The 18,943-nt window shown below is 61.4% G+C and carries 20 protein-coding genes and 1 pseudogene; 3 read left to right on the top strand and 18 right to left on the bottom strand.

The window, feature by feature from the left end:
• Positions 1-8: 8 nt before the first annotated feature.
• The 9 genes and pseudogenes from FBY02_RS15395 to ubiE all read right to left on the bottom strand — a co-directional run bounded on the left by FBY02_RS15395 (position 9) and on the right by ubiE (position 6,043).
• On the bottom strand, positions 9-716 hold the full coding sequence (locus tag FBY02_RS15395; RefSeq protein WP_144928915.1) for a 16S rRNA (uracil(1498)-N(3))-methyltransferase: 708 nt from the start codon (positions 714-716) through the stop codon (positions 9-11).
• Positions 713-1,507, bottom strand: a complete 795-nt coding sequence (gene tatC, locus FBY02_RS15400) for a twin-arginine translocase subunit TatC (RefSeq protein ID WP_144928917.1) — start codon at positions 1,505-1,507, stop codon at positions 713-715. Before tatC ends, FBY02_RS15395 begins: the two co-directional genes overlap by 4 nt.
• Complete coding sequence (gene tatB, locus FBY02_RS15405; protein ID WP_144928919.1) at positions 1,504-1,920, bottom strand: Sec-independent protein translocase protein TatB; 417 nt, start codon at positions 1,918-1,920, stop codon at positions 1,504-1,506. The genes tatC and tatB overlap by 4 nt, the downstream gene beginning before the upstream one ends.
• A gap of 10 nt (positions 1,921-1,930) precedes the next feature.
• Positions 1,931-2,218 carry a twin-arginine translocase TatA/TatE family subunit gene (locus tag FBY02_RS15410; protein WP_144928921.1) on the bottom strand — a complete coding sequence of 96 codons (288 nt, stop codon included), beginning with the start codon at positions 2,216-2,218 and terminating at the stop codon, positions 1,931-1,933.
• Between the two features lie 24 nt (positions 2,219-2,242).
• Positions 2,243-2,575: a phosphoribosyl-ATP diphosphatase gene (locus FBY02_RS15415; protein ID WP_047699744.1), complete on the bottom strand. Its 333-nt coding sequence runs from the start codon at positions 2,573-2,575 to the stop codon at positions 2,243-2,245.
• Entirely contained in the window at positions 2,568-2,966 is a 399-nt protein-coding gene (gene hisI / locus FBY02_RS15420) for a phosphoribosyl-AMP cyclohydrolase (RefSeq protein WP_144928923.1), read from the bottom strand. Before hisI ends, FBY02_RS15415 begins: the two co-directional genes overlap by 8 nt.
• Before the next feature lie 81 nt (positions 2,967-3,047).
• Positions 3,048-4,652: a ubiquinone biosynthesis regulatory protein kinase UbiB gene (gene ubiB, locus FBY02_RS15425; RefSeq protein WP_144928925.1), complete on the bottom strand. Its 1,605-nt coding sequence runs from the start codon at positions 4,650-4,652 to the stop codon at positions 3,048-3,050.
• Positions 4,649-5,273: pseudogene (locus FBY02_RS15430) on the bottom strand (SCP2 domain-containing protein). Before FBY02_RS15430 ends, ubiB begins: the two are co-directional and overlap by 4 nt.
• A complete protein-coding gene (gene ubiE, locus FBY02_RS15435; RefSeq protein WP_024779926.1) occupies positions 5,273-6,043 on the bottom strand; it encodes a bifunctional demethylmenaquinone methyltransferase/2-methoxy-6-polyprenyl-1,4-benzoquinol methylase UbiE in 771 nt (256 codons plus the stop codon). The pseudogene FBY02_RS15430 and the gene ubiE overlap by 1 nt, the downstream one beginning before the upstream one ends.
• Positions 6,044-6,183: 140 nt before the next feature.
• Between ubiE and FBY02_RS15440 the strand changes: the two genes are divergently transcribed.
• From FBY02_RS15440 to FBY02_RS15455, 3 genes are all read left to right on the top strand, one after another.
• Entirely contained in the window at positions 6,184-6,459 is a 276-nt protein-coding gene (locus FBY02_RS15440) for a polyhydroxyalkanoic acid system family protein (protein ID WP_041024755.1), read from the top strand.
• 264 nt (positions 6,460-6,723) lie between these two features.
• The gene (locus FBY02_RS15450; RefSeq protein WP_144928929.1) at positions 6,724-7,146 is read left to right on the top strand and encodes a phasin family protein; all 423 of its coding nucleotides are present in this window, start codon (positions 6,724-6,726) and stop codon (positions 7,144-7,146) included.
• 10 nt (positions 7,147-7,156) lie between these two features.
• Complete coding sequence (locus tag FBY02_RS15455) at positions 7,157-8,077, top strand: phasin family protein (protein WP_144928931.1); 921 nt, start codon at positions 7,157-7,159, stop codon at positions 8,075-8,077.
• Between the two features lie 166 nt (positions 8,078-8,243).
• Here the strand turns inward: FBY02_RS15455 and FBY02_RS15460 are convergent, their stop codons facing one another.
• The 9 genes from FBY02_RS15460 to argS all read right to left on the bottom strand — a co-directional run bounded on the left by FBY02_RS15460 (position 8,244) and on the right by argS (position 18,694).
• Complete coding sequence (locus tag FBY02_RS15460; RefSeq protein WP_144928933.1) at positions 8,244-8,864, bottom strand: TetR/AcrR family transcriptional regulator; 621 nt, start codon at positions 8,862-8,864, stop codon at positions 8,244-8,246.
• Between the two features lie 60 nt (positions 8,865-8,924).
• Positions 8,925-10,607, bottom strand: a complete 1,683-nt coding sequence (gene phaC / locus FBY02_RS15465; RefSeq protein WP_144928935.1) for a class II poly(R)-hydroxyalkanoic acid synthase — start codon at positions 10,605-10,607, stop codon at positions 8,925-8,927.
• Positions 10,608-10,716: 109 nt separating this feature from the next.
• Entirely contained in the window at positions 10,717-11,574 is an 858-nt protein-coding gene (phaZ, locus tag FBY02_RS15470) for a poly(3-hydroxyalkanoate) depolymerase (RefSeq protein ID WP_047699728.1), read from the bottom strand.
• A gap of 103 nt (positions 11,575-11,677) precedes the next feature.
• The gene (gene phaC, locus FBY02_RS15475; protein ID WP_144928937.1) at positions 11,678-13,357 is read right to left on the bottom strand and encodes a class II poly(R)-hydroxyalkanoic acid synthase; all 1,680 of its coding nucleotides are present in this window, start codon (positions 13,355-13,357) and stop codon (positions 11,678-11,680) included.
• Positions 13,358-13,631: 274 nt separating this feature from the next.
• Complete coding sequence (locus FBY02_RS15480; RefSeq protein ID WP_144928939.1) at positions 13,632-14,009, bottom strand: gamma-butyrobetaine hydroxylase-like domain-containing protein; 378 nt, start codon at positions 14,007-14,009, stop codon at positions 13,632-13,634.
• Between the two features lie 108 nt (positions 14,010-14,117).
• On the bottom strand, positions 14,118-15,455 hold the full coding sequence (gene hslU, locus FBY02_RS15485; RefSeq protein WP_144928941.1) for an ATP-dependent protease ATPase subunit HslU: 1,338 nt from the start codon (positions 15,453-15,455) through the stop codon (positions 14,118-14,120).
• Positions 15,456-15,499: 44 nt separating this feature from the next.
• Positions 15,500-16,030, bottom strand: coding sequence for an ATP-dependent protease subunit HslV (gene hslV, locus FBY02_RS15490; protein ID WP_144928943.1), 531 nt, complete (start codon positions 16,028-16,030; stop codon positions 15,500-15,502).
• A 230-nt stretch (positions 16,031-16,260) separates the two neighbouring features.
• A complete protein-coding gene (locus tag FBY02_RS15495; RefSeq protein ID WP_144928945.1) occupies positions 16,261-16,956 on the bottom strand; it encodes an SPOR domain-containing protein in 696 nt (231 codons plus the stop codon).
• A 1-nt stretch (position 16,957) separates the two neighbouring features.
• On the bottom strand, positions 16,958-18,694 hold the full coding sequence (gene argS / locus FBY02_RS15500; protein WP_144928947.1) for an arginine--tRNA ligase: 1,737 nt from the start codon (positions 18,692-18,694) through the stop codon (positions 16,958-16,960).
• Between the last annotated feature and the right edge of the window lie 249 nt (positions 18,695-18,943).

An 18,943-nucleotide genomic window follows, 5' to 3' on the forward strand; every position in this document is an offset into this window, starting at 1 on the left:
CGAGGGGATCAGAACAGCCTTGCGAGCAATGCCGTAACGGCGGTCTCGACCCGCAGGATTCGTTCGCCAAGCTGCACCGGTTGCAGGCCGGCCTTGCCCAGCAGGTCGATCTCGTAGGGAATCCAACCGCCTTCGGGGCCAATCGCCAGGGTGACCGGTTCCGTCAATGCCCGTGGGCAGGGCGGGTGGTCGCCAGGGTGACCGACCAGGCCCAGGGTGCCACTGACGATGGCCGGCAAGCGATCTTCAACGAAGGGCTTGAAGCGTTTTTCGATGATGATCTCCGGCAGCACACTGTCCCGCGCCTGTTCCAGGCCGAGGATCAGTTGTTCGCGAATGGCCTCGGGCTCAAGGAAGGGTGTCTGCCAGAAGCTCTTCTCGACGCGATAGCTGTTGACCAGTACCACACGGGGCACGCCCATGGTGGCGATGGTCTGGAACACCCGCCGGAGCATCTTCGGCCGCGGCAGGGCCAGTACCAGTGTCAGCGGCAGCTTGGCCGGTGGCGGCTGGTCGAGGGTTACTTGCAGTTCGGCTTCGCGAGCTTCCAGGCGCAGTACCTGGGCCGTGCCCATCAATCCGCCGACGCACCCGACCCGCAGGCTGTCGCCGACGGCGCTGCGGTGGACTTCCTGCATATGGGTCAGCCGGCGATCGCTCAGGACGACCCGGTCAGGACCAACGAAATCGGCCTCTTCGAGCAGCAGCAGGTTCACGGTTGGGTCGCAGGCGGCTGGTCGTTGTGATCGTCGGCCGTTTCAGCTTCCGGCTCTTCGCTACGTTTACGCACCAGGCCGCCGAACAGCACGCCGATCTCGAACAGCAACCACATCGGTACCGCCAGCAGGGTCTGGGAGAAGATGTCCGGCGGGGTGAGGATCATGCCGACCACGAAGCAACCGATGATCACGTACGGACGGATCTTCTTCAGGTATGCGACATCGACCACACCGATCCACACCAGCAACACCACCGCCACGGGAATTTCGAATGCCACGCCGAAGGCGAAGAACAGCGTCATGACGAAATCCAGGTAGCTGGTGATGTCGGTCATCATCTCCACGCCGGCCGGGGTGGCGGCGGCGAAGAACTTGAAGATCAGCGGGAACACCAGGAAATAGGCGAAGGCCATGCCGGTGTAGAACAGCAGGATGCTGGAAACCAGCAGCGGCACGGCGATGCGTTTTTCATGCTTGTACAGGCCCGGTGCGATGAAGCCCCAGATCTGGTGCAGGATCACCGGAATCGCCAGGAACAGCGAGACCATCATCGTCAGCTTCAGCGGGGTCAGGAACGGCGACGACACGTCGGTGGCGATCATGGTCGCGCCCGCCGGCAGATATTGGCGCAGGGGCGTGGAGACGAAGGTGTAGATCTGCTGGGTGAAGGCGAACAGCCCGGCGAAGATGATGAAAATCGCCGCCACGCAACGCAGCAGGCGGGTGCGCAACTCGGTGAGGTGCGATACCAGCGGCATCGGCTGATCGTTCTCTGGGATATTGCTCATGATGCTCGCGGTGGCTGTGTTGGGTCGTGGGGGGCTGGTGTCGGCGCCGTTGGGGCTGTCGCTGCCGGTTTGACTGACTCGGCCGGTACCGCTGCGGGTTCGTCCACCGGTACCGGGGACGCCGTTGCCTGTTCGGCCGGGGGCTGGACCGGCGTCGGCTCCTGCTGGGTCGGTGCGAGGATTTTCCGCGCCTCCTGCTCCAGGGACAGGATGTGTTCGTTGTGAAGTTGCCGACGGATCTCGTCGGCACCGATTTCACGCTCGACTTCCTGTTTGATCGCATTGAAGCTGCGCTTCAGGCGCCCGATCCAGAGACCGGCGGTGCGCGCAGCACCCGGCAGGCGCTCGGGGCCCAGCACCAGCAGGGCGACGAGGCCGACGAGCAGCAGTTCAGTGAAGCTGATCCCAAACATTAGTCAGTGCTCACGGGTCTTTACGGGTCGGCTCTTCGACTTTCTGTGCCTGCACATCGATGGTGTGCGGTGTACTCACAGGCTGCGTGGCCTGAGGCTGTACGGGTGGGGCCGGTTGCGCAGGCTGGGCAGGGGCTGCCGTCGGATCGGCCGGTTTCTCGTCGTCATTCATGGCCTTGCGAAAGCCCTTGATCGATTCGCCGACATCGGTACCCAGGTTCTTCAACTTCTTGGTCCCGAATACCAGCACCACGACAACCAGGATGACGATCCAGTGTTTCCAGTCAAAAATACCCATGTGGCTATTCCTCTCGATAATTGATCAGGCGGACGGGCGCGAGGCTTTCTCGACATGCCCGGACAGACCGAAGCGACGGTCCAGTTCATCCAGTACAGCCTGCGGGTGCTGCCCCAGTTGAGCCAGCATGACCAGGCTGTGGAACCACAGATCGGCGGTCTCGTAGATCACGTCGCTGCAGTCACCGCTGACAGCGGCGTCCTTGGCGGCGATGATGGTCTCGACCGATTCCTCGCCGACTTTCTCCAGAATCTTGTTCAGGCCCTTGTGGTACAGGCTCGCGACATAGGAACTGTCGGCCGCTGCGCCTTTGCGCTCTTCCAGCACCTGGGCCAGGCGGGTCAGGGTATCACTCATGGGTATGTCCTGAATAAATGGCATGCGGGTCCTTGAGCACCGGATCGACGGTTTTCCAGTCGCCGTTCTCGAAGACGCGATAGAAGCAGCTTTGACGGCCGGTGTGACAGGCGATTTCTCCGATCTGTTCGACCATCAGGATGATGACGTCGCCATCGCAGTCCAGGCGCATTTCATGCAGATGCTGCACGTGGCCGGACTCTTCGCCCTTGCGCCACAGCTTGCCACGGGAACGTGACCAATAGATGGCGCGGTTCTCGCTGGCGGTCAGGGCCAGGGCTTCGCGGTTCATCCAGGCCATCATCAGCACGCGCCCGGTTTTGTGATCCTGGGCGATGGCCGGCACCAGGCCTTCAGCGTCCCATTTGATTTCGTCCTGCCAGTTTTTCATCTTCGACTCCGACCATGGGCCTTGCACCTCAAGTCGGTGGGCCCAGCGTTGAAACAGTGTGCCAGTGCGAACCGGTGCTGGCTATCGACGAACGACCAGATACAAACCGACGATCACCATCACGGCGGCGGGCCAATGCCCCAGTTCGCTCAACGGTCCGCCGGCCGCCAGTACCGCGCCGCCACCCAGATGCGCAGCGCCGAGCAGGCGCAGCAACCAGTCGTCATTGCGGCGTTTCCATGGCGGTGCGGGGTCCTGGGCGTGGGGCTGGGACATGCGTTCGAGCAGGTCCCGGGTCATATTGGCCAGGTGCGGGATCTGCTCGAACTGGCTCTGCACATTGCCCAGCAGGGCCTTGGGGCTGACGCGCTCGCGCATCCAGCGTTCGAGGAAGGGCTGGGCGGTGTTCCACAGGTCCAGGTCCGGGTACAACTGGCGACCCAGGCCCTCGATGTTCAGCAGGGTTTTCTGCAACAGCACCAGCTGCGGCTGAACCTCCATGTTGAAGCGACGCGCGGTCTGGAACAGGCGCATCAGCACCTGGCCGAAGGAAATATCTTTTAACGGTTTTTCGAAGATCGGCTCGCACACGGTGCGGATCGCCGCTTCGAATTCGTTGAGCTTGGTCTCGGCCGGCACCCAGCCTGAATCGATGTGCAGTTGCGCGACGCGACGGTAGTCGCGCTTGAAGAACGCGAACAGGTTGCGGGCCAGGTAATCCTGGTCTTCGGGCGTCAGGCTGCCGACGATGCCACAGTCGATAGCGATGTATTGCGGGCTCCACGGCTGCACGGTGCTGACGAAGATGTTGCCGGGGTGCATGTCGGCGTGGAAGAAGCTGTCGCGGAACACCTGGGTGAAAAAGATTTCCACTCCGCGCTCGGCGAGCATCTTCATGTCGGTACGCTGGTCGGCCAGGGTTGCCAGGTCGGTGACCTGGATGCCGTAGATGCGCTCCATCACCAGGACCTTGGGCCGGCACCAGTCCCAATAGACCTGCGGCACATACAGCAACGGCGAGCCTTCGAAGTTGCGGCGCAACTGGCTGGCGTTGGCGGCCTCGCGCAGCAGGTCGAGTTCGTCGTAGATGGTCTTCTCGTAATCCAGCACCACGTCGACCGGGTGCAGCAGGCGTGCATCGGCGGACAGTCGCTCGGCGGCGCGGGCAAGGATGAACAGCCACGCCAGGTCCTGGGCGATGACCGGCTTGAGGCCTGGGCGAATGACCTTGACCACCACTTCTTCGCCACTCTTGAGCTGTGCGGCGTGAACCTGAGCCACGGAGGCCGAAGCCAGGGGCTCGACATCGAAACGGCTGAAGACTTCGTTGATCTTCCTGCCCAGTTGTTCCTCGATCAAGGCCACAGACAGTCTGGAGTCGAACGGTGGCACACGGTCCTGCAGCAGCATCAACTCATCGGCGATGTCTTCGGGCAGCAGATCGCGGCGGGTCGAGAGGATCTGCCCGAACTTGATGAAGATCGGCCCCAGGTCCTGCAAGGCCAGGCGCAGGCGGGCGCCGCGACTCAGGTCCAGCGTTCGCCGGGGGAACCAGCGCCACGGCAGCGCGAAGCGCAGTGCCAGCAGAAACCAGGGCAGTGGCAGGGCGAACAGCAGGTCATCGAGGCGGTAACGGATCACGACGCGCTGGATGCGCAACAAACGGCGGACGGCAAGCAGCTTCATGCGTTATCGCTTGGTTTCAAGGGATCGGGAAAGGCGCTCGAAACGCGCCTCGAGACGTTCCAGATCAAGTTTGATCCGGTCCAGTTCACTAAAACGGGCTTCGGCTTCGCGTTTGCCTACGAGCGTACGCGATTCTTCGGCCAGGTATTCACTCAGATTCTGCCCCAGGGTGGCGAACCCCTGCCGATACCAGCGCGTATGACTGCGCAAATGGCCGCTGATCAACTGGGTGGCCACCGGGCCGAGCCAGCGAGACAGCTCATATTCCCAGTCCAGCTCCAGATCCTGCAGGATGGCCGCGAGGTCCAGCAGCACACCGCTGTCGCCTTCGAGTTCGACGTCGGGGCTGTGCAGCACCGCAGTCTTGTCCTTGCTCAAGGCCAGGTTCAACAAGCTCGAGGCCGGGGCGCGCAGGGTGCAATCCGCCTCGGCTTCCCAATGAGAGGCGAGCATCAGGCCTTCGTCGCTGGGCAGGATAAACAACTGCAGCGCCGGGCTGCGGCAGTCGACGGCAATCACCTTGCCGCCCAGATGTGCCAGGCGCGCCAGCGCCGTGCTGTCCAGGCGCAATACCCGGTTGATGCCGAGTTCGACGCTGGCGAGCAGGCCGGCGAACAACATCAGGGTTTGATTCCGCGGTGCAGGGCCACGATACCTGAGGTCATGTTGTGGTAGGTCACGCGGTCGAAACCGGCTTCGACCATCATCGACTTCAGGGTCTCCTGGTCCGGGTGCATGCGGATCGATTCGGCCAGGTAGCGATAACTTTCCGCATCGTTGGTGATCAGCTTGCCCATCAGCGGCATGAAGGCGAACGAGTAGGCGTCGTAGGCCTTGGACATCAGCGCGTTGGTGGGCTTGGAGAACTCCAGCACCAGCAGGCGACCACCGGGCTTGAGCACCCGCAGCATCGAGCGCAGGGCATCTTCCTTGTGGGTGACGTTGCGCAGGCCGAAGGCGATGGTCACGCAATCGAAATGGTTGTCCGGGAACGGCAGTTTCTCAGCGTCGGCCTGGACGAACTCGACATTGCCGGCGACACCCAGGTCCAACAGGCGGTCGCGCCCGACCTTGAGCATGGATTCGTTGATGTCGGCCAGCACCACATGGCCGGTCGGGCCTACGATGTGGGAGAATTTCTTCGTCAGGTCGCCCGTACCGCCGGCGATGTCCAGCACGCGGTTGCCGCTGCGCACGCCCGACAACTCGATTGCGAAGCGCTTCCAGAGGCGGTGCATGCCGCCGGAGAGCAGATCGTTCATCAAGTCATATTTGGCGGCTACCGAGTGGAAAACCTCAGCGACTTTTTCCGCCTTCTGGCTTTCCGGCACGTTCTTGAAGCCGAAGTGAGTGGTGGGTTCGGCATCGCTGCCTTTGCGCTGATCAGTCATATCGCTGTCACCAAAAAAGAATGCGGGACATTCTAATCCCGGTGGAGGGCTTTGTCTTGGCAAGGCTGAAGGTAAGATGAACCACCGCCGGGACGTTTTGACGTAGTCCGGGCAATTGTCGATATAACAGGAGTCAGCGAATGGCCAAAATCAGTGTTGAGCGTACCCATGACCTGGGCAAGGAAGCGGCCCGCGCGAAGGCCGACCAGTTGGCGCAGAAATTATCCGACAGTTATGGCCTGAAGCCGCAATGGGTCGGCGACACGCTGGAGTTCAAGGGTTCCGGAGTCGAGGGCACGGTGGACGTTGGCGAGGACTTGATTCGCGTCGACGTGAAGCTGGGTCTGTTGATGTCGGCCATGAGCGGAATGATCAAGACGGAAATCGAAAAGGCGTTGGATAAGGCATTGGCTTGATCGATCGAAAGTGTGGGGTGGAACACATCCAGGTTCACTACCTACTCCTGTGGGAGCGGGCTTGCTCGCGAAAGCGGTGGATCAGTCGACATCAATAGTGAATGGTCCACCGCATTCGCGAGCAAGCCCGCTCCCACATGAAGTCATCGCCTTCAGTGTTGTGTCAGTTGTTAGGGTGCCGTTTCTAATTATTCTCCCTACTTTGTGCCTGAGCCCGTGCGCATGCGGGCAGTTCCTCCAACCTGTTTTCAAGTGAGGTGCACCATGGCCAAAGTTATTCTGAAGAAAAAAACCGACGTTGAATCTTCCACGCTCGGCGGCGTAAAAACGTACGCGCGCAAGATCTGGCTGGCGGGCCTGGGCGCCTACACCAAGGTCGGCCAGGAAGGCAGCGAGTACTTCCAGGAGTTGGTCAAGGCTGGTGAAGTCGTTGAAACCAAAGGTAAAAAGAACATTGCCGGAAAACTTGAAGCGGCCAACAGCGAACTGATTGAAGCCAGGGCCGACGTCAATACGTTCAAGGCCCGGGTCGAAATACAACTCGATAAAGTCGAGAAGGTATTCGACGCCCGTGTTGCAAGTGCCTTGAATCGTATCGGCATTCCGTCTAAACATGACGTTGAGGCACTCTCTGCCAAGCTCGATGAGCTGACGGCACTGCTCGAACGTGTGACGCGTAAACATTAAGGAGAACGGGATGGCTGGCAAAAAAACAACTGAAAAAGAAAGCAGCTCGTGGGCCGGGAAGATTGAAAAATATTCCCGCAAAATCTGGCTTGCTGGTTTAGGCGTGTACTCGAAGATCGACACTGACGGCAGCAAACTCTTCGAGTCCCTGGTTAAGGACGGCGAGAAGGCCGAAAAACTCACCAAGACGGCGGTCGGCAAACAAGTCGATGCGGCCAAGGACTCTGCCGAGTCCGCCAAGTCGCGAATGAGCGGCGTGAAGGATCGTGCACTGGGCAAGTGGGACGAACTGGAAGGAGCTTTCGACAAGCGCCTGAACAGCGCGATCTCCCGCCTGGGCGTGCCAAGCCGCAATGAAGTCAAGGCACTGCACAGCAAGGTCGACACCCTGACCAAGCAGATCGAAAAACTCACCGGCGCCAAGGTCGCACCGGTGGCGGCCAAGACTGCAGCGGCCAAGCCGGCCACCAAAACAGCAGCCAAGCCATTGGTCAAGGCAGCGGCAAAAACCGTCGCCAAACCTGCGGTGAAAGCCGCGGCCAAGCCTGTGGCAAAAACCGCTGCGGCCAAGCCTGCAGTCAAGGCGGCGGCCAAGCCGGTAGCGGCCAAAGCGGCAGCCAAGCCTGCCGCCAAGGCTGCGGCGAAACCTGCGGCAAAAACCGCGGCGGCCAAACCGGCAGCGAAGCCGGCGGCCAAGCCAGCAGTCAAGGCAGCGGCCAAGCCGGCAACAAAAGCGGCAGCCAAGCCTGCCGCCGCGAAGAAGCCTGCCGTGAAGAAAGCGGCAGCGCCAAAAGCAGCTGCACCCAAGGCACCGGCAGCCGTCGCAAATCCGGCTACCCCGACGAGTACGGCAAATTCCGTCTCGGCGCCGACCCCGGTGGTCAACCCGACTCCAGCGCCAGCTCCATCGACGCTTACCAGTCAGTCCTGATTTTTCAGGGCACACAAGAAAACGCCCGGCCTGCAAAGGTCGGGCGTTTTTTGATGGGTAGCAAAAGACCCTTGTGGGAGCGGGCTTGCTCGCGAAGGCGGTGTTCCAGTCACTATGATGTCGGCTGAGATATCGCTTTCGCGAGCAAGCCCGCTCCCACAGTTTGTTATTCGTGGTCTTCCAGATACCGCAACGCCAATCGTTCGGTCGCTACCTTGGCCGCCGGCAGCAGATGCGGGGCCACCAGCATCATGATCTGATAGACCACCAGCCGGCCCTCCCCTTCGCGATCAAGGATCCGCTGGTAGTCCAGCGAGAACAGCAACGTCAGGGTGATCTGTTCCACCAATTGCCCCAAGGCCTGGGTACCGCTGACCAGGAATCCCTGGGATTTGAGTTGCGCCAGCAGGGACGCCAGGGTCCGCTTCAGGGCATTGAGCAACTGGCGGATACCCTTGGCCAGTTTCGGTAGGCGCCCGGCCAGGTTCGACAGGTCCTGGAACAGGAACCGGTACTGGGCCAGGCGTTCGACAATCAGGTGCAGGAACAGCCAGTAATCTTCCGGTGCCAGTTGTGCGTCGGCGGGGGGATCCAGCAGCGGTGACAATTCTGCCTGGAAGCGCTCGAACAGCCCAAGGACAAGGGGTTCCTTGCCATGGAAGTGGTAATAGAGATTGCCGGGGCTGATGCCCATTTCATTGGCAATCTCCAGGGTAGAGACGTTCGGTTCGCCCTTTTCATTGAACAGATGCAGGGCGCATTCAAGGATGCGGTCGCGGGTTTTCATCCGGTTGTCTTAATGATGGAGTCGTGCCACGGCCGAGGGCTCGACCGTGGAGTGAGCGCTTCAGCGCACGCGTACATAGGTTCCGGGCGCGGCCTCCAGCGGTGGGTATTTGGCATTGCCCAGGGCCATCTGGGTTTCACGTCGGGTACCGGAGCGCGCCTGAATCCAGTCCAGCCACTGAGGCCACCAGCTGCCATCGACATGCTTGCCGTCGTAGTACCAGGCCCGTGGGTCGCCGCTCAGTTGCGGGTTCTCGACGTAATTGGCCTTGGGGTTGCCCGGTGGGTTGATGATGCTCTGGATATGGCCGCTGTTGGAGAGCACGAAGCGTCGCTCACCTCCTAATAGCAGCGTCGAACGATACACCGCGTCCCACGGGGTGATGTGGTCGTTTATACCGGCCACGCTGAAGCTGTCCACCGTCACCTTCTGCAGGTCGATCGGCGTGCCGCACACTTCCAGCGCCCCGGGGCGGGTCAGTGGGTTGTGCTTGAAGAGATCCAGCAGCTCGCCGTGATAGGCCGCCGGCAGTCGGGTGGAGTCGTTGTTCCAGTAGAGGATGTCAAAGGCTGGCGGCTCCTTGCCCAGCAGGTAGTTATTGATGAAGTAGTTCCACACCAGGTCGTTGGGCCGCATCCAGGCGAATACCCGGGCCATGTCACGGCCATCGAGGATGCCTTTCTGGTAGGACCGGCGCTTGGCGGCTTCGAGGGCCTGCTCGTCGAGGAACAGGGTGGCCGCGCTGTCGATCTCGCAGTCCAGCAGGCTCACCAGGTACGTAGCGCTGGCGACCCGGCGCAGTTGGCGTTTGGCTTGCAGATGGCCCTGCAGGGCAGCGATGGTCGTGCCGCCGGCACAGGCGCCCATCAGGTTGACCTCGCGGGCGCCGGTGATCGCCCGGCAGACGTTCATGGCTTCTTCGGTGGCCTCCACGTAGCTGGACAGGCCCCATTCGCGGTGGCGCACGTCCGGGTTGCGCCAACTGATGATGAACACCTGCAGGCCATTCTTCAGGGCGTATTGGACGACGCTGTTGGAAGGGGTCAGGTCGAAAACGTAGAACTTGTTGATCTGCGGCGGCACGATCAGCAACGGCTTGGCGTATTGTTTTTCGCTCATGGGGCGGTATTGGATCAGCTCCAGCAGTTCATTGCGGAACACCACCGCACCGGGCGTGATTGCCAGGGTCTTGCCGACCTCGAAGGCATGGGGCGTGATCTGCCGCGGCATTCCATCGTTGTGCAGCAGGTCGTCGACCAGGTGACTGATGCCGCGGATCAGGCTGGTGCCGCCGGAGTTGAAGAACTCCTTGACCGCCAGCGGGTTGAGCAAGGTGTTCGAGGGCGCCATGGCGTCGTTGAGCAAGGAGAAGGCGAAGTGCGCGCGTGCATGATCATCAGGGGTCATGTCGCAATCGTCGATCCAGCTCCTGACCTGTTTCTGCCAGGCCAGGTAGGCCTGCAGGCCGCGACGGTAGAAGGGGTTGAGCTCCCAGGTGGGATCGGCGAAGCGCTTATCCTTGGGATTGGTCGGGTGCAGGGTTTCCCCCAGCAGCACACGGCCCAATTGGCCGCCAAACTTCAACGCGTGGCGGGCACTGTTCACCGGATTGCGCAAACCGTAGGCGGCAACGTCGCGCAAGGTGGACAACAGGTCCTTGCCGCGCAGGCCGGTGACCGCACTTTGCACACTGATGAAGCTGGCAGGGGCTGGCGTGGAACCCTTCGCCGGTTTGTCGCGCATGAGTCAACTCCTTCATCATCAGGCTAAAAACAAACACACCGAACCAGACAACATAGTCGCTGTTTCGGAAGTTGCGCGTTCCGGCTTCCTGCCGGGCGCGATGAAGCTGTCAGCCGCTACCCTGCGGCGTAGGGCGCGGATGCATGACCGCACGCTGACGTTCCTCTTCCAGGAATTTCATGATGATGGGCGCCACGGCCTCGGCCCTGGTGATCAGGAAGAGGTGGCCGTCATCAATGATGTGCAACTGGGAGTTGGGAATGCGCCAGGCCAGCATGCGCATGTTGATCAATGGAATCAGCGGATCGTCGTCGCCGGCCAGGATCAGGGTCGGCTGATGGATCTTGTGCAGCCAGTGGATACTGGTCCAGCCCAGGCCGGCAAACAGTTGCCAGTAATACCCGAGCTTGCCCGCCGAGCGGACCCGGGCCGCATGGCTCGTCGCCAGGCTCGGGTCGCGGCGGAACGAGCCGCCATAGATCAGCGGCGCGATGCGCAGCACATGGGAGGGCTGCACGTAGCGCCGGGGGCTGGCCATCATCCACAGGACTTTCGGCTTGCCCGGCACCATCACCGCTCCGGCGGCCGTGGCCGCCAATATCAGCTTCTTGCAGCGCTCCGGGTAATCGTGGGCGAACTGCTGGGCCAGGGCACCGCCCCAAGACACACCGACCACGCTGACCTGCCCGTAGTCGAGGTAATCGAGCATGCGCGCGGCAAGCTTTGCCAGGCCGGGAAAGCGATAGGGACGGCTGGGTGTCGATGAACCGCCGACGCCGGGCACGTCGAAGGCGATGACTTCCAGGTCCGGGTCCAGGGCCTCGATGAACGGGAACACCAGCTCCAGGTTGGCGCCGATGCCGTTGAAAATCAGCAAGGGCGTCAAGTGAGGCTTGCCTGGGCGTACCGCGGTGCGCAAGGTCTGGCCATCCAGATCGACGGTACGGAAGATGTACGGTTGCGGCATGCTTCAAGCCCTAAGAGAGAGGGAGCGACAAGTTATGAGCTGCAAGCTGCAAGCTACAGGCGGCAGATCAGGCCGCTTGCAGCTTGGGGCTTGCAACTTGCAGCTATCGTTCATGCACGTAAGTACCGGGCGCCGCTTCACCTGCCACGTAGGTCTTGTTGCCCAGCACGGTAGGCGCCTTTTTCAGTTTGCCCGAGCGCTCGGCCTGCCAGGCTTGCCAGTGCAGCCACCAGGAGTCGGTGTGCTTGGTTGAGTTTTCCTGCCAGTCCTCGGCCTTGGCGGGCATGTCTTCACTGGTCATGTAGCGCGACTTGGGGTTGCCCGGCGGGTTGAGGATGCTCTGGATATGACCGCTGCTCGATAGCACGAAATCCACTTTGCCGCCGAACAGTTGCGCCGACTTGTAGCAGGACTTCCACGGCGTGATGTGATCGTTGGTGCCCGCGAGGGCAAAGATGTCGGCGGTGACCTGCTTGAGATCGATCGGTGTGCCGCACACTTCCAGTGCATTGGGCCGCGTCAACGGGTTGGTCTTGAACATTTCGATGAGATCGCCGTGGAACGCCGCCGGAAGCCTCGTGGTGTCGTTGTTCCAGAAGAGGATGTCGAATACCGGTGGCTCGTTGCCCAGCAGGTAGTTGTTGACCCAATAGTTCCAGATCAGGTCGTTGGGGCGCATCCAGGCGAAGACCTTCGCCATGTCGCGGCCTTCGAGCACACCCGCCTGGTAGGAATGACGCTTGGCGGCTTCGAGGGTCTGCTCGTCGACGAACAGCGCAACATCGGTGTCCAGGGTAGTGTCGAGCACGCTTACCAACAGGGTCAGGGCATTGACTTTCTTCTCGCCGAGCGCGGCGTAATGGCCCAGCAGCGCGGTGCAGGTGATGCCACCCGAGCAGGCCCCCAGCATGTTCACGTCCTTGCTGCCGGTGATGGCCGTGACCACGTCCACCGCTTCCTTGAGCGCCTCGATGTAGGTCGACAGGCCCCATTCGCGCTGCTCCTTGGTGGGATTGCGCCAGCTGATGATGAAGGTCTGCACATTGCTGCGCAGGCAGAAGCGCGCCAGGCTCTTGTCCGGGCTCAGGTCGAATACGTAGAACTTGTTGATCTGCGGCGGGACCACCAGCAGCGGCCGTTCATGGACCTGCTCGGTGATGGGGCGGTACTGGATCAGCTCCAGCACATCGTTGCGAAACACCACGGCGCCTTCGGTCACGCCCAGGCTCTTGCCGACTTCGAACGCGCCCATATCCACCTGGCTCGGCATTCCGCCGTTGTGTACCAGGTCCTTGGCCAGGTGGGACAGGCCGTCCAGCAGGCTTTTGCCGCCGGTTTCGAAGAAGCGTTTGACCGCCGCCGGGTTGGCCGCCGAGTTGGTCGGTGACATGGCCTCGGTCATCAGGTTGATCACGAAATGCCCACGGCTGATGTCCTGGGGAGGCAGATTGCTGTCATCGATCCAGGCGTGCAGTTCCTTGCGCCAGGCCAGGTAGGTCTGCATGTAGCGCTTGTAGAGCGGGTTCTGGCTCCACGCCGGATCGTTGAAGCGGCGGTCATCGGCGGCGGGTTGCAGCGCGGACTTGCCAAACAGGACGTTCTTGAGTTCGGCACCGAAATGGGCCACATGCCTGGCACTGTGCAGCGGTTGCTTGAGGGTCTGGGTCAGCACCATGCGAGCAGAGGCCAGCAGGTCTTTTCTGCGCAAGCCGACGACAGGATTCAACCCCAGGGTATTTTCCGAGGCCTGGTACTTCAGGTCATCGTTGTTCTTGTTGCTCATCTACGACGCTCCATTGTCAGACGAGTACCGGGGCCGTGCCATGACGCCACACAGCCAATACCAGGTACGCTGCTCGGGTGACCGTTAATTCCGCATCGTGGCCAATGAGGAAACATGTGCAAGGGAACTCGCAGGTTCCTTTGCAGGGAACTTGCCAGCTCCATTGGTTACCCGAGTTTAATTTTTTTCGCAAGCAGGCCAGTCATTGACCTTGCCGGGCGGACATTCAAGCAGATGAATCTAGAAAGTTCGCCCTAACGCGCCAACCCTTGAGCTAGAGCATCAGCTTGACGACGGACTCACTGGGGTCGCGGGTTTTTCCGGCGGCCTTGAGCTCGGCAAGATAATCGTTCCACAGTTCGTCCTGGCGCACGGCCAACTGGTACAGGTACTCCCAGGTGAACAGGCCACTGTCATGACCGTCGTCGAAGGTCAGTTTCAGTGCGTACTGGCCGGCGGGTTCGATCTTGGACAAACCGACGTTGAGCTTGCCGTACTGCAGGATGGGCTTGCCGTGGCCCTGGACCTCGGCGGAAGGCGAATGCACCCGCAGGAATTCAGCGGGCAGGTGGTACTCCTCGTCCGGCGCGTATTTCAGCGTCAGGGTCTTCGAGGCTTTGTGCAGGTTGATGGCGCTGGGGAGTTTGGTCATGAAAGCAGCTTAAAGCTACAAGCTACAAGCTACAAGCTACAAGCTACAAGCTACAAGCTACAAGCGGGAGCTAACCGACTTGCAGCTTGCAGCTCGAGGCTCACAGCTTCAGAGGATATACCGCGACAGATCTTCGTTCTGCGCCAATTCACCCAGGTGGCTGTTGACGTACTCGGCGTCGATGAGGATCGGTGCTTCGTCGTGTTTGCTCGCCAGGTCGCCGGCGCTGAACGACACTTCCTCGAGCAGGCGCTCAAGCAGCGTGTGCAGGCGGCGAGCACCGATGTTCTCGGTCTTCTCGTTGACCTGCCAGGCAATCTGCGCCAGGCGCTTGATGCCTTCGGGCGTGAACTCGATGTTCAGGCCTTCGGTCTTGAGCAGCGCGCAGTATTGTTCGGTCAGGGAGGCATGGGGCTCGCTCAGGATGCGTTCGAAGTCTTCCGGCGACAGTGCCTTGAGCTCCACGCGGATCGGTAGGCGACCTTGCAGTTCCGGCACCAGGTCACTGGGCTTGCTCAGGTGGAACGCACCGGAGGCGATGAACAGGATGTGGTCGGTTTTGACCATGCCCAGCTTGGTGTTGACCGTACAACCTTCGATCAGTGGCAGCAGGTCCCGTTGCACGCCCTCACGGGAGACGTCGGCACCGCCGACATTACCGCGCTTGGCAACCTTGTCGATTTCGTCGATGAACACGATGCCGTGCTGTTCGACGGCTTCCAGGGCCTTGGCCTTCAATTCTTCCTCGTTGACCAGACGGCTGGCTTCTTCATCGCGCACCAGTTTCAGCGCTTCCTTGACCTTGAGCTTGCGGCTTTTCTTCTTGCCCTTGCCCATGTTGGCGAACAGGTTCTGCAGCTGGTTGGTCATCTCTTCCATGCCTGGCGGCGCGGAAATATCGACGCCGGCCATTTCGGCCACCTCGATCTCGATTTCCTTGTCGTCCAACTGGCCTTCGCGCAGGCGTTTGCGGAACAGCTGGCGGGTGTTGGAGTCCTGGGTCGCGGCGGAATCGGCATTGAAGCCCATGCGCGCCGGTGGCAACAGGGCATCGAGGATGCGTTCTTCGGCCGCGTCTTCGGCGCGGTGGCGGACCTTGGTGATTTCCTGTTCGCGTAGCAGCTTGATAGCCGCGTCGGCCAGGTCGCGGATGATCGACTCGACGTCACGGCCGACATAGCCGACTTCGGTGAACTTGGTGGCCTCGACCTTGATGAACGGTGCGTTGGCGAGTTTCGCCAGGCGCCGGGCGATCTCGGTTTTACCGACACCGGTCGGGCCGATCATCAGGATGTTCTTGGGGGTCACTTCGACGCGCAGCTCTTCGGGCAGTTGCATCCGCCGCCAGCGGTTACGCAGGGCGATGGCGACGGCGCGCTTGGCATCGTCCTGGCCGATAATGTGGCGGTTGAGTTCGTGGACGATTTCGCGGGGAGTCATGGACATAGTAATTGGCGGTCCTCAAGCAAGAATGAGCCGGGGTACGGGCTTCATTCCGCGAGATCCTGCTCCTCAATGGTTTGGGTGTGGTTGGTGAAGACGCAGATATCGGCGGCGATGCCCAGGGCGGTCTCGACGATTTCACGGGCCGACAGCTCGGTCTTTTTCAGCAGGGCACTGGCGGCGGCCTGGGCGTAGGCGCCTCCGGACCCCATGGCGATCAGGCCATCTTCGGGCTCGACCACATCACCGTTGCCAGTGATGATCAGCGAGGCGTCCTTGTTGGCGACCGCGAGCATGGCTTCGAGGCGGCTGAGGGAGCGGTCGGTGCGCCATTCCTTGGCCAGTTCCACGGCGGCACGGATCAGATGGCCCTGGTGTTTTTCCAGCTGACCTTCGAAACGTTCGAACAGGGTAAACGCGTCGGCAGTGGCCCCGGCGAAGCCGGCGATGACCTGGCCGTGATATAGGCGGCGGACTTTCTTCGCATTGCCTTTCATCACGGTATTGCCCAGTGAAACCTGGCCGTCACCGCCCATGACGACTTTGCCGTGACGGCGGACTGAAACGATGGTGGTCAAGGGAAGAGTCTCCACGCAGCGGGGCGAAAATGCCCGGATGAAAACTCATATGGGGGTGGCGTGGGGTTTTTCAACTGTGGGGTGGGGTAGGGGACGAGCGGCATCTGGCCGTTTGTACTGATCGTTCCCACGCTCCGCGTGGGCATGCAGCCCGTGACGCTCCGCGTCACTGGACGCGGAGCGTCCCCTGAGGCGTTCCCACGCGGAGCGTGGGAACGATCAGTAAGCCACTAGCGGCTCTGGCGTTGTTGTAACAACAGGTTGCTGAAGCCGCTGCTGGCCAGTTGTTTCTGCGCCTTGGTCAGTTCCTCGCGGTTGCTGAACGGACCGACCATGACTCTGTACCAGGTTTCGTCCTTCACGGTTCCGGACTCCACCGACACGGATTGGCCCTGCAGGATGATCTGCGCCCGGACCTTATCGGCGTCGGCTTCCTTGCGGAACGAGCCGGCCTGCAGGAAGAACTTCGTCACCGGTGCAGCTTTCTGCACCGGTGGCGCCGGTGGCGGCGTGATCCCAGCCAGGGCGGCCTGGGCGCGGGCAGTGTCGATCTTCGCGGCTTCGGCCGGGGTGACCGGCGTGGCGGGCACTTGTGGCGTCGGCAGGGTCTTTTCCGGTACCGCATCGGGCGGCACGATGACTTCCGATTCCGGCAGCAGGGTATAGAAGTCGTATTTCGGCTTCACCGGTTGCGCCGGGCTCGGCGGGGTCTTGTTGGCCTCGGCGATGCGTGTGGCTTTCTGCTGCTCTTGCTTGACACGCTTGACGTCATCGCCCTGGCCCGGCTCCAGTTTCATCAGAAACACGATGAAGGCGCCGACGCTCAGGCCGATCGCCATCCACAACCAGCCCGGAATCGGTTTCTTGGCCGGGGGCTGGTAACGACTGGCGCCGCGTTTGGGTGCAGGTTTTTTCTTGGCGGCCAACTTACATGCGCTCCAGCGTTTCCAGGCCCAGCAGTTCCAGGCCTTGCTTGAGTGTGCGTCCGGTCAGCGCGGCGAGGCGCAGGCGGCTCTGCATTTGCTCCGGGGTGTCGGCGCTGAGGATCGGGCAGTTCTCGTAGAAGCTGGAGAACAGCCCGGCCACGTCATACAGATAGGCGCACAGGGTGTGGGGTGTGCCCTTGTCGGCGACGTTGTTCAGCACTTCGCCGAACTGCGCCAGCCGCGCGGCCAGTTCCTGTTCGTGAGCGGCCTGCAGGACAATCCGGCCCTCCACTTCCTCGAAGCTTTTGCCAAGCTTGCGGAACACACCGGCCACGCGGGTGTACGCATACAGCAGGTACGGCGCGGTATTGCCTTCGAAATTGAGCATCAGGTCGAAGTTGAAGCTGTAGTCACTGGTGCGGTGCTTGGACAGGTCGGCGTATTTCACCGCGTCGATGCCCACGACCTTGGCGATCTGGCGCAGCTCTTCCTCGGCCAGGTCCGGGTTCTTGCCCTTGACCAAGGTGTAAGCACGTTCCTGGGCCTCGGTCAGCAGGTCAATCAGCTTCACGGTGCCGCCGTCGCGGGTCTTGAACGGACGGCCATCGGCGCCGTTCATGGTGCCGAAGCCCATGTGCTCCATTTCCATCGGGCGCGGCACGAAGCCGGCCAGGCGGGCCACTTCGAACACTTGCTGGAAGTGCAGGGCCTGGCGCTGGTCGACGAAGTACAGGACCCGATCCGCCTTCAGCACGCCGTTGCGATAGCGCACGGCCGCCAGGTCGGTGGTGGCGTAGAGGTAGCCGCCGTCGGCCTTGACGATGATCACCGGCAGCGGTTCGCCGTCGGCGGTCTTGAACTGGTCGAGGAACACGCACTGGGCGCCATTGCTCTCTACCAGCATGCCCTTGGCCCGAAGGTCGTTGACCACGTTGATCAGGTCGTCGTTGTAGGCACTTTCGCCCATCACGTCGGCCATGGTCAGCTTGACGTTCAGCAACTCGTAGATTTTCTGGCAGTGGGACAGGGAGATGTCCTTGAACCTGGTCCACAGGGCCATGCATTCGGCATCGCCGGCCTGCAGCTTGACCACCAGGCCGCGGGCGCGGTCGGCGAACTCCGGCGATTCATCGAAGCGTTGCTTGGCGGCGCGGTAGAAATTCTCCAGGTCCGACAGTTCGTCGCTGGTAATCGGGTTTTCCTGCAGATAGGCCATCAGCATGCCGAACTGGGTGCCCCAGTCGCCGACGTGGTTCTGTCGGATCACGGTGTCGCCGAGGAATTCCAGGACCCGGGCCACGCCATCGCCAATGATGGTCGAGCGCAGGTGGCCGACGTGCATTTCCTTGGCGAGGTTCGGCGCGGACAGGTCGACCACGGTGCGCTGCAACGGGCCGGCCTTGCGTACGCCGAGGCGTTCATCGGCCAGGGCAGCGTCCAGGCGCGAGGCCAGGGCCTGGGTGTTCTGGAAAAAGTTGATGAACCCGGGGCCGGCGATGTCTGCCTTGGTGACGTTTTCGTCAGCCGGTAGCGCGGCGATGATCTTCTCGGCCAGGTCCCGTGGTTTCATGCCGGCCGGCTTGGCCAGCATCATCGCGATGTTGCTGGCGAAGTCGCCGTGGGTCTTGTCGCGGGTATTTTCGACCTGAATCGCCGGCGACAGGCCTTCTGGCAACACACCTTCAGCGACGAGTTGGGTGATGGCTTGCTGGATGAGCTGGCGAATGGTGTCTTTCATGGTCTTCTCTTTCAACCGCAGGCGCGGCGGCGCTTCGATGCGCTGGTGGAAAAACTGGGCATTATCCGTGGGGAAGACGGGCTTGCCAACTGTAGCGGGTCGGTTGGGGCGTGCGGTGACCATTCTTGCTGGCCTGGATGTATGCGATCCACCTGTGGGAGATTCTATGGTGCAGGGCTAGCCCCTAAATGCCTTTTGGTAAATATTCGCTCTGGTTCTTCAACAGAGCGAATACCACTCGGGCAAGCT

Origin of the sequence: Pseudomonas sp. SJZ078 (assembly GCF_007828255.1) — a bacterium.
Classification (GTDB): Bacteria; Pseudomonadota; Gammaproteobacteria; order Pseudomonadales; family Pseudomonadaceae; genus Aquipseudomonas.

What these genes read in the sequence shown, in the direction of transcription:
- argS (WP_144928947.1), bottom strand. Translation starts at nt 18,694, where the DNA reads ATGAAAGACACCATTCGCCAGCTCATCCAGCAAGCCATCACCCAACTC.
- hisI (WP_144928923.1), bottom strand. Translation starts at nt 2,966, where the DNA reads ATGAAAAACTGGCAGGACGAAATCAAATGGGACGCTGAAGGCCTGGTG.
- tatB (WP_144928919.1), bottom strand. Translation starts at nt 1,920, where the DNA reads ATGTTTGGGATCAGCTTCACTGAACTGCTGCTCGTCGGCCTCGTCGCC.
- hslU (WP_144928941.1), bottom strand. Translation starts at nt 15,455, where the DNA reads ATGTCCATGACTCCCCGCGAAATCGTCCACGAACTCAACCGCCACATT.
- FBY02_RS15440 (WP_041024755.1), top strand. Translation starts at nt 6,184, where the DNA reads ATGGCCAAAATCAGTGTTGAGCGTACCCATGACCTGGGCAAGGAAGCG.
- FBY02_RS15480 (WP_144928939.1), bottom strand. Translation starts at nt 14,009, where the DNA reads ATGACCAAACTCCCCAGCGCCATCAACCTGCACAAAGCCTCGAAGACC.
- FBY02_RS15455 (WP_144928931.1), top strand. Translation starts at nt 7,157, where the DNA reads ATGGCTGGCAAAAAAACAACTGAAAAAGAAAGCAGCTCGTGGGCCGGG.
- tatC (WP_144928917.1), bottom strand. Translation starts at nt 1,507, where the DNA reads ATGAGCAATATCCCAGAGAACGATCAGCCGATGCCGCTGGTATCGCAC.
- FBY02_RS15410 (WP_144928921.1), bottom strand. Translation starts at nt 2,218, where the DNA reads ATGGGTATTTTTGACTGGAAACACTGGATCGTCATCCTGGTTGTCGTG.
- FBY02_RS15460 (WP_144928933.1), bottom strand. Translation starts at nt 8,864, where the DNA reads ATGAAAACCCGCGACCGCATCCTTGAATGCGCCCTGCATCTGTTCAAT.
- ubiB (WP_144928925.1), bottom strand. Translation starts at nt 4,652, where the DNA reads ATGAAGCTGCTTGCCGTCCGCCGTTTGTTGCGCATCCAGCGCGTCGTG.
- phaC (WP_144928935.1), bottom strand. Translation starts at nt 10,607, where the DNA reads ATGCGCGACAAACCGGCGAAGGGTTCCACGCCAGCCCCTGCCAGCTTC.
- phaC (WP_144928937.1), bottom strand. Translation starts at nt 13,357, where the DNA reads ATGAGCAACAAGAACAACGATGACCTGAAGTACCAGGCCTCGGAAAAT.
- FBY02_RS15450 (WP_144928929.1), top strand. Translation starts at nt 6,724, where the DNA reads ATGGCCAAAGTTATTCTGAAGAAAAAAACCGACGTTGAATCTTCCACG.
- ubiE (WP_024779926.1), bottom strand. Translation starts at nt 6,043, where the DNA reads ATGACTGATCAGCGCAAAGGCAGCGATGCCGAACCCACCACTCACTTC.
- phaZ (WP_047699728.1), bottom strand. Translation starts at nt 11,574, where the DNA reads ATGCCGCAACCGTACATCTTCCGTACCGTCGATCTGGATGGCCAGACC.
- FBY02_RS15415 (WP_047699744.1), bottom strand. Translation starts at nt 2,575, where the DNA reads ATGAGTGATACCCTGACCCGCCTGGCCCAGGTGCTGGAAGAGCGCAAA.